This is a genomic window from Pseudomonadota bacterium, from assembly GCA_030859565.1.
GTDB lineage: Bacteria > Pseudomonadota > Gammaproteobacteria > JACCXJ01 > JACCXJ01 > USCg-Taylor.
Genome location: JALZJW010000026.1, coordinates 1 through 15,106, shown reverse-complemented (window position 1 = coordinate 15,106; position 15,106 = coordinate 1). Strand labels below are relative to the sequence as shown.

Annotated in this window: 10 protein-coding genes and 2 pseudogenes; 9 read left to right on the top strand and 3 right to left on the bottom strand. The window is 59.4% G+C overall.

Annotation, left to right across the window (positions count from 1 at the left end):
* The first annotated feature begins 2 nt into the window (after nt 1–2).
* From M3436_05860 to M3436_05830, 7 genes and pseudogenes are all read left to right on the top strand, one after another.
* Nucleotides 3–941, top strand: a complete 939-nt coding sequence (locus M3436_05860) for a CHAD domain-containing protein (GenBank protein MDQ3563669.1) — start codon at nt 3–5, stop codon at nt 939–941.
* On the top strand, nt 916–2,043 hold the full coding sequence (gene queG, locus M3436_05855; GenBank protein ID MDQ3563668.1) for a tRNA epoxyqueuosine(34) reductase QueG: 1,128 nt from the start codon (nt 916–918) through the stop codon (nt 2,041–2,043). Before M3436_05860 ends, queG begins: the two co-directional genes overlap by 26 nt.
* Before the next feature lie 273 nt (nt 2,044–2,316).
* A complete protein-coding gene (locus M3436_05850; protein MDQ3563667.1) occupies nt 2,317–2,838 on the top strand; it encodes a hypothetical protein in 522 nt (173 codons plus the stop codon).
* Nucleotides 2,839–3,034: 196 nt separating this feature from the next.
* On the top strand, nt 3,035–3,541 hold the full coding sequence (locus M3436_05845; GenBank protein ID MDQ3563666.1) for an endonuclease domain-containing protein: 507 nt from the start codon (nt 3,035–3,037) through the stop codon (nt 3,539–3,541).
* Nucleotides 3,522–5,513 (top strand): AAA family ATPase, encoded by a 1,992-nt coding sequence (locus M3436_05840; protein ID MDQ3563665.1) that lies wholly within the window; start codon nt 3,522–3,524, stop codon nt 5,511–5,513. The genes M3436_05845 and M3436_05840 overlap by 20 nt, the downstream gene beginning before the upstream one ends.
* Entirely contained in the window at nt 5,510–7,339 is a 1,830-nt protein-coding gene (locus tag M3436_05835) for a DUF853 family protein (GenBank protein MDQ3563664.1), read from the top strand. The genes M3436_05840 and M3436_05835 overlap by 4 nt, the downstream gene beginning before the upstream one ends.
* A gap of 72 nt (nt 7,340–7,411) precedes the next feature.
* Nucleotides 7,412–7,944 (top strand): annotated as a pseudogene (locus M3436_05830) (transposase).
* 49 nt (nt 7,945–7,993) lie between these two features.
* Here the strand turns inward: M3436_05830 and M3436_05825 are convergent.
* On the bottom strand, nt 7,994–9,937 hold the full coding sequence (locus M3436_05825; GenBank protein ID MDQ3563663.1) for a prolyl oligopeptidase family serine peptidase: 1,944 nt from the start codon (nt 9,935–9,937) through the stop codon (nt 7,994–7,996).
* Nucleotides 9,938–9,955: 18 nt separating this feature from the next.
* Entirely contained in the window at nt 9,956–10,171 is a 216-nt protein-coding gene (locus M3436_05820) for a (4Fe-4S)-binding protein (protein MDQ3563662.1), read from the bottom strand.
* Nucleotides 10,172–10,630: 459 nt separating this feature from the next.
* Here M3436_05820 and M3436_05815 point away from each other — a divergent pair, with 459 nt between their 5' ends.
* Nucleotides 10,631–11,101 (top strand): hypothetical protein, encoded by a 471-nt coding sequence (locus tag M3436_05815; GenBank protein MDQ3563661.1) that lies wholly within the window; start codon nt 10,631–10,633, stop codon nt 11,099–11,101.
* Between the two features lie 979 nt (nt 11,102–12,080).
* Here the strand turns inward: M3436_05815 and M3436_05810 are convergent.
* Nucleotides 12,081–13,150: pseudogene (locus tag M3436_05810) on the bottom strand (IS630 family transposase).
* A gap of 292 nt (nt 13,151–13,442) precedes the next feature.
* On the opposite strand from M3436_05810, the gene M3436_05805 reads away from it, so the two are divergent.
* Complete coding sequence (locus M3436_05805) at nt 13,443–14,831, top strand: S8 family serine peptidase (GenBank protein MDQ3563660.1); 1,389 nt, start codon at nt 13,443–13,445, stop codon at nt 14,829–14,831.
* Nucleotides 14,832–15,106: the final 275 nt, after the last annotated feature.

Genomic DNA, 15,106 nt, shown 5'->3' with positions numbered 1-15,106 from the left:
CCATGATAACGCGTCTCGAGCCCCAAATGCGCGCGGACCTTGCCGTAGCCCAGGTGCTCGGCGCGCACTACACGATCATGTACCGGCACGAACGCGGCCTGCTAAAAGGCGCGGGCTCCGCCAAGGCGCTACACGACTTCCGCGTCGCGATCCGCACTTCGCGTTCCATCTTGAACCAGACGCGTGGTGTGTTCCCCGAGCGCGAGTATCAACGCTTCCGCAGTGTTCTTGCGTGGCTTGCGGGGTGTACCGGCGCGGCGCGCGATCTCGACGTCTTCCTGGATAAATTGCCTGAAGTCCGCCGCCGGATCTCGGGGATACTGGCCAGAGGACTCGCGCCCTTGAAGGCCGTGCTCCATGAGGCCCGGACGATCGAACAGGAGCGGCTCGCGAGGACCTGCGCGGCCCGGCGCTACGCCGGTTTCAAACACGCTTACGGCGCGTTTCTCGACGAACGGGCGGCGCACCCCTGCCGGACCCCTCGCGGCAACGAACCGATCGTGGCGCTCGCGAGCCGTGTCATCCGCAAATGCTATCGTAAGGCGCTGGACGGAGGACGCCATGCGGGGGAGGACGCGACCGGCGCGACCCTGCACGAACTGCGCAAGAGCGGTAAGAAATTGCGCTATCTGATCGAATCGTTTCGGGAACTCTACCCCGATGAGGAGGTTCGCGATATGCTCAAACTGCTCAAGGAACTGCAAGACGTGCTAGGGAGGCTCGTGGATTTGAATGTCCAGCGGCGTTTACTGAGGGAATGGTTGCCCCGGGCCGAGGCGGCCCGCGGCCTCCCGCCGGCGGCCTTTATGGCCGCGCAGACGCTGGACGTACTGCTGTTGCAGGACGAGCTTAAGGCACGCGGGCCGTTCACGGAGCGCTTCGCGAGCTTCGCGAGCAGGGAGACGCGGGAGCGGTTTGAGCGACTATTCGGCGGGGGCTAGCGCCTTGAACTACGCTCGCTTAGCAACGGAAATCAAAGCTTGGGGCCGAGATCTCGGTTTTCAGCAGATCGGCATCAGCGGCGTCGATCTCGGCGACGACGAGCACCGCCTCCGCGACTGGCTCGCTGCGGGTTATCACGGCGAGATGCGCTACATGGCACGGCACGGCACGAAAAGAAGCCGCCCGGATGAGCTGGTGCCGGGGACACTGCAGGTGATCTCGGCGCGCCTGGACTATCTACCGCCGGGCGCGGCTTCAGCGCAAGCCATACTCGACAACCCCCGCTTAGGCTATATCGCCCGCTATGCCCTCGGCCGTGATTACCATCGCGTGCTCCGGCAACGGCTGCGGCGCTTGGCCGATCGCATCAGCGCGCGCGCCGGGGCCTGCGGCCATCGCGTGTTCTCCGACAGCGCCCCGGTCCTGGAAAAGGCCTTGGCGCGCAACGGCGGTCTCGGCTGGATCGGCAAGCACACGAACCTGATTAATCGCCAGGCCGGTTCCTGGTTTTTTCTCGGTGAGATCTATACTGATCTGCCGCTGCCGCCCGATCCGCCTCACGCCGCGAACCACTGCGGCCGCTGCAGCGCGTGTATCGAAATCTGCCCGACCCAAGCGATCCTCGGGCCTTATCGGCTCGATGCCCGGCGCTGTATTTCCTATCTCACGATCGAGCTGCGCGGTCCGATCCCGGAAGCGCTGCGGCCTTTGATCGGCAACCGCATCTTCGGTTGCGACGACTGCCAACTGGTCTGCCCTTGGAACCGCTTCGCGCGCTTGAGCCGCGAGACCGATTTCAAACCCCGCCATGGATTTGATGCGCCCGATCTCATTGCTCTGTTTAATTGGACCGAGGAAGCGTTTCTGAAAAACACCGAAGGTTCCGCGATCCGGCGTGTCGGTTATGAAGGGTGGCTACGCAATATCGCCGTGGCCTTGGGAAATGCGCCCGCCTCGCCCGAGGCCGTCGCGGCCCTGGAGCAAAGGCGCGCGCATCCCTCGGAGCTGGTCCGCGAGCACGTCGCCTGGGCCCTTGCCCAGCACGCCGCCGGGGTGCCCCGCGCAGGAGCAAGCGCTATGACCGCACAGGCGATGGTATAAAGTAGTTCGGTGAACTCGACGGATAGCGATCCAGGCGTACGCCACCGTTTGCATGTACTGTCGTTCGGTCAAGCGCGGTTCTGGCTCGCGTAGATCTCGTAGGGGGTGTTAGGTGCGCCTTTTGCGCCGTAACGCACCAACCGAACGTACGCAGCCCCGGGCCGATGAAGGGCCCGAAAAGTCCCCGATTCTAGGCCGAGGACTCGGATGTTTGACAACTCACTAGCCCAGCAGTACCGTGCCTCTTGACGAGAAAGGGCGTTTATTTTGCCTATGCCCGACGAAATCATTCTCTGGCACCAAGCGCGTCGGGAACAAGGTTCGCCGGTAGTCACGGCACTTCGGGGAGCGATGGACGACGCCAGCCGCGCATGGATCGACTGCTGGCGACGCCAGGGCCGCCCGGTTGTCGGCATTACCCAATTCGATCCTGAACCGCTCGCCCTGGCATGGATTGGCAGCTTGGTGGAGAAACCCGATTTTCTGCCTCTCTGTCTGGCAACCATCGCGCGGGCAAATGGTGAAGCGCCGGGCAGGATATTCTCCGCGCTGATCGAGAAACCCGAGATCGAGTTGGAGTTGTTCCTGGATCGAGTGGTGGCGACGCACTTTGGCGAGCCAGTTGGGCAGACTTTGCCGGGTCATTTTCCGCGCCGGCAGCAGCCAGCTGGCACCTGGGGACCTCGCGCAAGATATTCTCAAAGCGACGGGCGGTCTCGGGGTGGCGATAAGAGCCTTTCGTCGCCTTGTGCCTGGCAACGCGCTACCGGCACTGCTGCTGTGTCCAGAGACTGAGGCCGCCGAGGTCACATCTGCCGATATGGAGCATCTTTGCCGACTCGCGGAAGCAGAACCGCTTCTTCCTGTCGGGGTGGTTCTGAGTGCATCACAGGAATCGGTGCTTGTCAAAAAGGTTGCGAATTCGCGTTGGGAAGTGTTGCTTCGCGAAGGCCTCGTCAGGGTTGATCCTCCACCAAAGCCCAAGGACGAGATGGTTACGGCTTCGGGCGCTGGGCTGGCGCGCTCGCTGGCCTTCCTCACACGCGAGGGAGAGCACCTGCCACCTGCCGAGATCGAACGGCTCCGCAACCTGGGGCAAGAAGCTGCTGCGATCCTTCATGCATCCACCCCTGAGGTTGTGGAGCACGCGCGCAGCGCCGCGGAAGCCTTTCTGTTCGCGGTGCTGGAGCGGCTGCCAGCTACCCGCGGCAGATTTCGCCTTAACCAAGACCTGGGTATCAGCTTTGGAGCCAAACGCGCGGAAGTGGACCTGCTGGCCGCTGAACAGGGCATCGCCATCGAGATCGACGGCTTTCACCACTTCACCGACCCAGACGCCTATCGGCGCGACCGGCGCAAAGATGTGCTGCTTCAGCAGTATGGGCTTCTCGTGCTCCGCTTCCTCGCGTCGGATGTCGTCTCGCGACTTGAGGAGATTTTGGATGCGATTCTGAGTGCTCTCCGATATAGTGGGAAACGTGAGCGCACCGACCTCTGACATCATCTCGAACCTCATTCTCGCGCGGTTGGCTTTGGCCGACAGAGACAAGGGTGAGACCCGGAGCGCGGCGAGCAAGGATGTTTGGCCGTTGTTCGAACGTATGACGAAGGCTGAGTGGGGCCGCGTATTTGAGGAGAAAGCAAGCGGCCTAGTTGAGAATGGCCTCGCGGCTCGATTGGGGCGAGCGCGCTACGGCGTGACGGATGCTGGCGAATCCGCGGCCCTGAAGTTTCTCGGAGTTGCCGAGCTTCCAGTGCGAACCAAATGGGAGCCTGTCAAAAACCGGCTTCTCATGGCTCAAGCACTCGCCCTGAACCCCTCGTCAACGAAAGTGCAAGCGCATCTCAAAAAATCGGATGGGCTGCGCGCTTGCATCCTCAAGCAGCGGCACAAGTTGCCGACCGGCGAGCTGCCAACGGCTACGCAGGTCATGGACCTTCTGGCTGGCCAAGCAGTGGGAGCACGAAGGAGTGGTGCCATCGAGTTGCGCCAGGCGCTACTGAGACAGTGGATTAACGGCTTAGCTCATTCGACACCGGAACAGAGGCCAGCCACAGCTCAGACGCCAACCGACGAAAAGCAAGCCTTTTCCACTGAAGTGCTGGCAGTTGCGCGGGCCTGCGATACAGGCCGGTTTGGCGATTACAAGGTCTTCATTGCCCACGTGTGGCGGAAGCTGTATGCGAGCGGCTCCGCCTATGCGGTGGACGAGCGGCAGTTCAAGCAGCGGCTTGTGGAGGCCAATCGCGCCGGCCACCTCCGGCACGACCCTCTAGATGTGCCCAGCGTCCACGAGGAAGCACGGCAGGCTTTTGCTAGTCTTCTGAACAAAGTCGGCGCTGGTCTTCCTTACGGAAAGATCCTGCTGCTCCTGGGCGAAGCGGGCTCGGGCAAGACCCACTTGATGCGTGCCTTCCGCAGCGAGGTCACTTCGACCGCAAGCGGGTATTTCGCCTATATGCAGATGACGTCGAGCGAAACGAATTACGCGCAATACGTGCTCACCAACGTCATTGATTCGCTCCATCAGCCCTACGACGAAGCAGTTTCCGAGAGCTCGGGTTTGATGCGCTTGTCCAACGGGCTGGTGGAGGATCCTGATCTCTTTGATCCACCGGCACTGGAATATCTTCGCGACGGCGAACTAGACCTGCCGCGGGTTTTCGATTGCTCCGACCACCTCATTGGCACGCTGGGGCTGCAGAATCTCAACCCTGATTTATTGCGGGTCCTGCTCCTGTTGCAGCGAAGCGAGCCGCACTTGAAAAACCTTGTGCTGCAATACTTGCGCTGCCACGACCTGTCGCACCATGACCAGCAGAAACTCGGCGACATCAGGCCCCTGCGCGACGCAAGCGGCCCCCGCGAAGTCATCAAGTCACTGGCCGGACTCGCCTGGGCCTTGGAGAAGACCCCATTTGTCCTGTGCCTGGATCAACTCGAGGACATCTACGAGCTGAATGCCCCCACGCAGGAGCGATTCCTCGCCGCCATGCGTGTGGTCCGCGAAGTGGCCGATGCGGTGCCGTCGCTCATCGTGGTGATTGCATGTCTCGAAGACTTCTACCAGAAGCTGAAGACTTCCCTCACGTCGCCCTTGCTTGATCGCATCGAAAAAGATCCCGAGCCCGTGAAGCTTAGCAACCTGCGCTCCGCGGCTGAAGTGGAGCAACTCATCATACGACGTCTGCAATTCCTTTTCGCCGAGTGCGAGGCTCCCTTCACCGATGAGCAACCACTGTTCCCGTTCGCGGCCGACGTGCGACAGAAATTGGCCGGTTTTCGAGCGCGCGTAGTGCTGGAGCTTTGCCGGCAAGCGCGCGAGCGAAGCCTGGCTTCGGGCCAACGACCGGAAATCCAGAACCGCCTGTGCCGCCCATCGTTGATCCCACGGTCCCGCTCGAACAGCGCTGGAACGACTTTTACACCGCCTTCAAACCGGAGGCGCCGGAGTGTGAAACAGCAATGACAGAATTGTTGGCGGGGGCGCTCGAATGCGTCCGCGAGCTTCCGGATGGCTGCACCGTGACGGCCTCCGCAAATGAAAAGCAGGTTTACGCAGAAACCAAGGCACACGGCGAAGTTCAATGTCGCCTCCTGGTAACCATCTGCAATGAAAAGCCACAAGGCGGCAGCCTCGGTCGTGTCGTGGATGCTGCGCGAGAGCGCGCGCAGAATCAAAATCGCAGATGCATCATCGCGCGCTCCACGGTTTTCCCGGACAATCCGCGCACGCAGATCGCAAAAAAACTGGGTGAGCTGATTGCCGAAGGCGGCCGGCGCACTGTGATCGAGGACTCTGACTGGCGTGCGATGCAGGCCATGCAGACTTTCGCCACGCAGCACGGAGCAGATGCTCAGTTTGCAGCGTGGCTCAGGGCTGAAAAGCCGCTGACCAGGCTCAAGCCGGTGAGCCTTATCCTTGACCTTGACACACTGACCTCTGTCGCATGCGCGCATTTACATCGATCGCCACCGGTTATCGTTGAAACCCTGCCTCCGAAATCGGCAGCGCCATTCGCTCCTGCAGAACCTGACAAGCCTGTCGTGCGGGCAAACGGCATTGGGCTGGGTGATACGAGGGAGATTGCAAGTACGCCTGTCACAATCAATCCGTCTGAACTGACCCGACATGCGGCGTTCCTCGGCGGCTCCGGCAGCGGCAAGACCACACTGGCGCTGCACCTCATCGAGAACTTGATGTTGGCTGGGGTTCCAGCCGTCTTGATTGATCGCAAGGGCGATCTGTGCAGCTACGCCAGCGACGTCGCGTGGAACCAGCCCTTGTCGTCACCGGAACTCGAGGCGCGCCGAGCTGAGTTACGCGACACTATTGACATCGCGCTCTATACACCGGGACGCGAGGACGGCCGTCCCCTGTGCTTGCCCGTGATTCCAGAGGGATTGGCGGAAATGAAGCCGAGCGAGCGCGAGCTTGCCGCAAAACACACCGCGGGCGCGCTCGCGGGCATGATGGGTTACAAGGCTAACGGCAACGATCTGGCGAAAACCGCCGTTCTCCAAAAAGCGCTGATCGTCCTCGCTCAAATCCACCCCGCGATGAACCTCGACGATCTTCTCCGCATTGTTCACGATGAGGATCCCAGCCTCATTAATGCCGTAGGCTACCTCGACACCAAGCATTTCAAGAAACTCGTGCAGGACCTGGAAACGCTTCGGCTTGGCAACGCGGACCTGGTCGAAGTGCGTGGCGAGAAGCTGAGCGCCGAATCGCTGTTCCACGCACCGGCAGGGAAAACACGGTTGACGATCATCAGCACGAAATTCTTCTATTCGCCAGTGAAGCTGTTGTTCTGGATCGCGCAGTTCCTCCAGGAGATGAACCGTTATGCGGGCAGGCATCCGTCGGACCAACTGCAAGCCGTGCTGCTGTTTGATGAAGCCGATCTTTATCTGCCGGCGACCAGCAAGCCGTCCACAAAGGAACCGATGGAAAACGCCCTCAAACGCTTCCGCTCCGCCGGCCTTGGGTTACTCCTCGCCACCCAGAGCCCCGGCGATTTTGATTACAAAGCCAAGGACAACATCCGCAACTGGTTCGTCGGCAGGGTGAAAGAACCCACCGCTCTCGCCAAAATGAAACCGATGCTCAGCGAGGAGGCCCGCACCGATGTCGCGTCGAAGCTGCCAGGGCAGGGACCGGGACAATTCTTCGTCATTCGCGACGGTGAAGTGACCAGCTTGCAAGGCACGCTATCGCTCATCAGCCCCAAGCAATTGCCTGATGACGAAATTCTCGCGCTCGCGAAATTGGGACGGTCACCGGGCCGATGAAGTTCAGTTAGAATGCGGTGAACAAAGGGAACCGCATCGGTCGTGAAATGGAACTTCGTCTAGCATGTCGCAATGGCCGAATACCGTCGTGCTTATATCCCCGGTGCAATCTGGTTCTTCACTGCGAATCTCGCCGAACGCAAAGGGAACCGCTTGTTGGTCGAACGGATCGACGAACTGCGGTTGCGTTCCGTACCGTCCGAACGAAACACCCCTTCCGCATGGAGGTGGTCGTCATCTTACCGGGTCACGTACATTGTGTCTGGACTTTGCCGCCCGGTGACACGGATTATTCCACTCGCTGGGGCCTGATCAAGAGCTGTTTCTCTCGCGCGATCGACCAAGGCGAAAGAATTTCACAAAGCCGGCTTGAACGTGGGAAACGCGGGTTATGGCAACGCCGGTTTTGGGAGCATCTTCTTCGCGATCAGAGCGACTTCAACCGGCATGTGGATGACATCTACTGAGATCCGTCAAACACAGGTACGGGCGAAAAGTCGCCGATTGGCCGCACTCCAGCTTTCATGCCTTTGCCGATCGCGGTTTATCCGGCAAACGGGGGTAACGATGGAGCGCCGAGTCACGATCTTCAGGTCGTGGAATAGCGCGAACGACGCGGTTCGTTCCTCACCGCATCCGGTCCTCCGGCCGGAGTCAGGTTCCGCCCAGGTTTTCTATTGTCACCGGCTCTACGGGTTGCGCAAGATCGAAACCGTAGACGCGCGAGTAGAAATAAAGCTCGGCATCCAAGGTGCGTTTGATGTTCTTAGCCTGGCGAAAGCCATGCTGTTCGCCCTCGTAGGCGAGATAGGCCACCGGCAATCCTTTACTCCGCAAGGCGGCGACCATCCTCTCGGCTTGGTTCGGCGGCACCACCTTGTCCTCCAAGCCCTGGAAAAAGATCACGGGGCAAGACAAACGTTCCAGCGCGTGGATCGGTGAGCGTGCGCGGTAAAGATCGGCGCGCGCCGGGTAAGCGCCGATGAGCTGGTCGAGATAACGCGATTCGAACTTGTGCGTGTCGCGGGCCAAGCCTTCGAGATCGCTGACGCCATAGTGACTCGCCCCGGCGGTAAACACATCGTGAAACGTGAGCGCGGCGAGCGTCGTGAAACCCCCGGCGCTACCGCCGCGAATGGCCAGCCGCTTGGGATCGACCCTGCCTTGGCGGACCAGATGCCGCGCGCCATGGATGCAATCCTGGACATCGACGATCCCCCACTGACCGTAGAGCCGTTCGCGATAGGCGCGGCCGAACCCGGTGCTGCCCCCGTAATTGACATCCAAGACCGCGAATCCTCGGCTGGTGAAGAATTGTGTCGTGAGCTTCAAGCCGTTGTTGGTCGCGGCCGTGGGCCCCCCGTGGCTGGTCACGAGGAGCGGCGGGAGCTGGTCCGGCGGGCCCGTGAAGTCCGCATTGGCGGGCGCATAGAAAAACCCGTGTGCGCTATGGCCGCCCTCGGTCGGAAACAGGATCGGCTCGCCGGCCGAAACATAGCCGGGGTCGAGATCGAGATTACTGGAGCGCTTCAGAACGCGCGTGCTACCCGAAGCCAGGTTAAGCGTGACGACGGAAGGAAACTCCGTGGGCGAGGCGCCAATAAACACTACCTCGCGCCCGTGTGAGCGCAGCGAACCAATCGCGGTATAGGGTAACTCGACCGCGCGCAACTTGCCCGAGTCCACATTGAGGTGAGCGAAGTGGCTGGATCCGTCTTGTATATACGTGCAAGCGAGCTCGTGAGCCGATAGAGGCGCATAGGTGCTCTCGCCGAACACCCACTGGGGAAGGCCGAACTCCGCTTCCATTGGCGCCAGCGCCTTGACCTCGAGATCGGTCCAACAATAAAGGTTCCACCATCCGCTCCGATCGGAGACGAAAAAAAGGCTGCGGCCGTCCTCGGACCACTCGGGCTGGAAGATCGATTCCGTGGGACCGCCGGCGATGCGCTGCGCATCGCCCAAGGAACCATCATCGCGCACGCTTGAAACCCAAAGCTCGGTCCCGTCCCAAGGCATGTTCGGGTGATTCCAACAGAGCCAACAGATGTGCCGGCCATCGGTGCTCAGGCGCGGATCGGAATAGAAGTCCGCACCCGCCACCAATACCCGTGCGTCTCCGTCCCCCGCAAGCGATAGCGAGACCAGGGTATTGCTAGGTTCCCGGCCGGGATCGGAATGGTCTTCGCGCACGCAGATCAGGCGTTGCCTTATTCGATCGAGGGCGGCATCGGCGTAGCGAAACGCGCCTTCGGGCGTGAGGGCCTGCGGTGGAACACCGGGCATGACGCGGTAGATGCGCTGGTCCGCGAAACTCGAAAAATACACGATCCCATCCGCCGCGAGGAAAGCTCCGCCGCCATACTCGTGAACACGGGTACGGGCATTGAACGGCGGCGGTACCAGCGCCGATACCACCCCTTGCCCGTCGTAACATACGATGACGCTGCGGCCGCCTTCCTCGGGCCGCATCTCGTGCCAATAGAGATTCCGGCCGTCGGACTGAATGCCGCCGAGGCCGATGGACTTGGCGACGATGAGATCACTTGTGATCGGCGAGGCCCACGAACCGTAGGGGCTGCACAGCTTTTGCGCCACGGGGGTAAGTCCGGTGATTTACTTGCCCTTATCCAGGATCTCGTAGCTTAACGCCCCCGAGGGACAGCGCTTAACCTGGTTCACGATCTCTTCAGTGGGCGCGCCGTGTATAGTGATCCATGGCTCCCTGGCGATGTCGAATACCGCCGAAAGCTCACGGACACAGTTTCCGGCGTGAATACATATCTTGGGATCGTAACGCACGACGAGTTTTTCCGATTTATATTCTTGCATTGGCCACCTCCAAAATTACCATTCGCGGCTACGTTTATCGGTCTAGCCGCGGGATCGGGTTGACAAGCTAAGTATAGCGCGCGGTCAACCCCGCCAAACACATCCCGCAACGCGCCGAAGCAACCCTCGCCGATGGAATCCGACGCCGAAGTCGACTTCGGAATACATAGCGTCATAAGTCGCTGGCATCCAGGCACACATACTCGCGTAACGCTCTCGTAGTTCGGGGCTGAAGCGTAGTGCGCAAGGGCGCAATAGCGTGAGCGTATTGCGCCAGATGTTCATATCCGTTGCGTTTACCCGCCTCCATCTCGGACGCGCATCGCCAGCCCAATCGGGTAGATAGATGCCGCGCGTGACGTGCGATGAAAGGTTGAGTACGGCCCCTCCAGCCGCCGCGTCACGTAACGTGTTTCGTGGGGTTGATATCGCACCGCGGAGGGCATAAGGGGACTAAAGATGACTGAAGAAACAACGGTGCAAGATAGAACAGAAGTAAAAGAAGAAAAGCGCAAGCATTTCTCAAGATTTATTTACATGACATTCTGGTGCATGGTTGGCGTGTCCCTTATCTACGGGTTCAGGCTGTGGCATGACATTCCAGTACATCCCAGTTTAATACCGATAATTGGGGCTGTGTTTGCTGAGATCCTCTCATTTACTCTTGTAATTGCCCTAGAACACGTAGCTGGACCCATAAACATCGAGTATGGTACGTTTAAGTTTCAAGGCGCGTCAGGTCCGATCATTCTATGGTGCATATGTTTTCTGGCCATTGTTTATGGGCTATGCCTTCTCGGTATGCCGGAGGTAGCTATGTCCGAAACAAGCAAGATAGCTATCGATCTTGTTCTATTGGCGACATTATTAGAAATGCATGCCCTAACAATTCGGTCAAACGGGACACAGCTTGATCGGCCCGCCGCTTAGCTGGTTAAGTTATACGCTAATTCAGAATGAGGTCTAGGGGGGGCATGACTGAGAATCAAAGCAACGAGCCCACAGCAGCAGCACCAAGAATGTAGTGGGAAACATTCAAGCTGTGGACAGCTATATTTTCAGCTTTTTATTTCGTTACAGCGGTATCCGCTGGATTAGTGTGGCTATTAACCTTCTTTTTGGAATAGCCAGGTAGGATGGGCAAAGTGAAGCGGTGCCCACCAACCGCCTAACAATCGCATCAACTCGGGCTGCCAACTACGCTGCGCTTCGTTGGCAGCCGGTTATGCAGCACGTTAGGCTATTTCAATAGTTCAGGCGTCCAACATCAAAAGGAGAGCCAATATGTCAGCCGGCACAGACGTTTCATACCTGCTGGTGGTCGAATGGGATGATTCGGTGCATCGACCTCAAGTGGTCGTCCATCATCGTTTGACTCTCCCTGCGGAGACGAGGCAGGATGAGCTTGAAAAATTCGTGTCCGAGACTGTCTTGCCAAAACTGGCGAGCGTGTCGACTCGGGCAGGCGCGGTCGTGCATGCTTATTTGCTTAGTGCAGATCCGGGAGCTCCTGAAAGGTTCCTCGAACTGGATGCTCCACTTCCGCCCGGAGTCCAGGACGAGGTGAGGAGCTTTCGCGTGATCGCCAGGTCGCCGTCGAAGTTATCATCCTGAGGACAAGAAGCAATCCAGTCCATTAGCGGGGTGGCACTGGTGGCTTGCCCACAAGTGCTCATCTATGATTTAGCCTAACCAAGGCGTGCAGGCGACGGCTTACAGCGTCCGCTGCGCTCCCGCTTCCAGCCGCGCCTGACGCCCGGGGTTAGGCGGTATGATGACCCCAGCATACCGCGAGAACTTAACGAGGTTAAAGGAGGCGTTTATGTCGTCATCTAGTTTAAATCCGTTCAATCCGGAAATTTGCTTCCATACACCCGCTAGGAAAATGTGCTTTCCCATTATCTAGTGTTTAATTGCGTAAATTAGAGATTGTATTTCTCAGCTGTGAGCCCCGTACTTCGCGCTTGCGCCAGACGAACGGAGTGGCGTTTTGGTTGTGGGCGGCAACGAATGCCTGGATCGCTTGCACGAGTTGCTCTGCGCTGGCGAAACTCGCGCCGCGCAAGGTTTTGCGCCCGAGAATGCCAAACCAGATCTCGACCTGATTGAGCCAACTGGCCGAGGTGGGGGTGAAGTGGAAATGCACGTTCGGGTGGGCGGCGAGCCAAGCGTCGTTTTTCTTGTGAGTGCTGTAATTGTCGAGGATCACGTGAATGTCCTGGTCAGTGGAAACGTCCGCCACGATCTCATCGAGGAAGGCTTGGAAGTCGGGCCGCTTCTTGGTCGTGGTGGTCTTGGAGTGAATGGCTCCCGTGGTCACGTTGAGCGCGGCAAACAGGTTGATCGTCCCATGACGCTTGTAGGTACTCTTCAAACCCCGCACGATCTTTCCGCTGCTGGTGTAGACATAGCCGGTGCGACGCTCCAGCGCCTGGATCGAAGGCTTCTCGTCGATGCTGAGCACCAGGGCGTTCTCCGGAGGATTCAGATACAGCCCGATAATGTCCGCGGCCTTTGCCGAGAACTCGGGATCGGTGCTGACACACCACGAACGCTGGCGCCGCAACTGGACCCCTTCCTTGCGCAGTACGCGCCAAACCGCATCGTCCGAGACCCCGAGAGCCTCGGCCAACATGCCGCCGTCCCAAGTGGCAAAACCTGGCGGCGGGGGTTGCTCCAGTTGCTTGAGAATGCGCTGCCTGAGTTGCGCCCGCGGATATCTCGGGGCTTACCCGAGCGGGCACGGTCGCGCAATCCCGCCATTCCCTGCGCTGCGAACCGAGTGCGCCAAGTGGCGACCGTTCCAGCACGTGTCCCAAATTCGGCCGCCACTTCGTCGTTACGCCGACCCGCAAGACACCCCAGAACGATCCTCGCACGCTCCACCAGACGCGCCTCGTCCGTACGACTCCGGCTCAACCGCTCCAACTCTTGCCTCACCTCGGGCGTACAACTGAGGGGTACCGCAACTCTCGGCATGGCAGCCTCCATCGCACACGGGATAGAGGCATGATAAATACATACTATGACTATTGCAATTAAACACTAGTCCAACGTTTTCAGGCCCCCGGACGGAAGGTAGAGAACCTGAACACGAAAACCAAGGAGATAAACATATGGCTGCATTATTTAATAATTCTATAACTGTTGGATATCTGAAGAGTTACGATGCAAAACGTGAAACTCAGGTTGTCTATAGAATGCAGATGGATGCCGAGCCCAGCAGTATCCGTAGTGCATTGGCACAGGTCGAGAACGAAAGGAGCATGTCATGACCGTGACCTTGCGCCTACCCCGCTTGGCCGCACTGCGCTGTGCTCTTGCCCTCTCCTCGGTGCTTCTCATTCCCAGTCAGACGTCAGGGGCCGATGGGTCGGACGGCGGCGCCTCGATTGGCGCGGCGTCGACCGACTACACGGTCCCCGTCACGACCCCGACCTCGGGGCGCGTTCGAGTCGTCGGGAAAGACGTGCGACGCATTCTTGGGAAAGGCCGGGTGCTCGTGATCGTTAGCCTGAAGCGACCCGCGCGGCTCAGACACGCCACGACCGATGTCGATGTGCTCCGACGCGAGGTCGCGCAGATCCAGCGTCGTGTGCTCTCCTCTCTCAAACCCTCAGATCTCGAAATGATCCACCGCTACGAGTTTGTTGCGGGCTTCTCCGGCTGGTTGACGCGTCCCGGTCTGCGCAAGCTTCGGCGCAATCCTGATGTCGTCGCGATTCAACTGGACCGGAGGGGAGGAAGCACCACCGCGGAGTCGGTTCCCCTGATCCGGGCCAACGAGTGGGCGCAGGTGGGCATTAGCGGAGACGGCGTCGCGGTGGCGGTGCTTGACAGCGGTGTGGTCGATCACCCGGACTTGGCCGACGACCTGCTGCTCGAAAGCTGCATCCTCAAAGCCAACTTGGAGGCCGGTGGGACTTCGTGCCCCGACGGAAGCGGCGAACAACTAAGCGAGTCGGGCGCTGCGCTGGATAGTGACGGTCATGGGACCCACGTCACCGGGATCATTACATCGAACGGCGTGATCGCGCCGCCAGGTGTCGCCCCAGGCGCCGAATTCCTGGCGATCAAGGTGATGGACAACGAAGGCTACGGCCGCATCTCGGACACGATTGCCGGCCTCGATCATGTAATAACGCTGCTCAGCGACTTCGACATCCGCGTGGTCAACATGAGCACGGGCTGGGAGGTGCCGGTTGGTGAATGCAACCAGGGTTATGGCGAGCAGACCCGAGACCTGGTCTCGATGCTCGAGCAACAGGGCGTGCTCGTGGTGGCCGCGTCGGGGAACGACAGCAACCGGCAACAGATCACCTACCCCGCCTGCGTAGACGGTGTCTTCTCGGTGGGTGCGACCGACGACGACGACAACGTGATGTGGTTCACGAACAGCAGCCCCGAATTGGATGTGATGGCACCAGGAGACAACATCTTGTCCACCGGGATCACCGCGACCGGAATCCTTACGTTAACAGGGACTAGCCAGGCGGCTCCCCACGTAAGCGCTTGTGCGGCGCTGCGACTGGAAGACGACCCAACCCTGACGCCCGACAAGCTGAAGCAGATCCTTAAGGTAACCAACGTCTTCGTCACCGACGAAAACAACGGATTGTCGTTTCCACGATTGCGTTGTGGCCGCCCAGTGCTGATGTAGGGGAGCGCCATCACGCGGAATCTTGGGTCACACCTTAACTTTTACACGCTTAATATTAATATTCGCCTAACCAGTAACCAGTAAGGATTGAGACGACCATGGATGGTCGTTTCAATCCAATGTTCAAGAAGCCCGGTGTTGGGTCGGTTCTTTATTAAGGGGATTGCTTCGGTGAAGGGTGGGCGATGTGGTGGCTATGGGCATCGGGAGCTGGAGATAGCCGGAGTAGAGGGCGGTCGGATCTGGGTGTTGGGTATCGTAATCGGGTTTAGGGA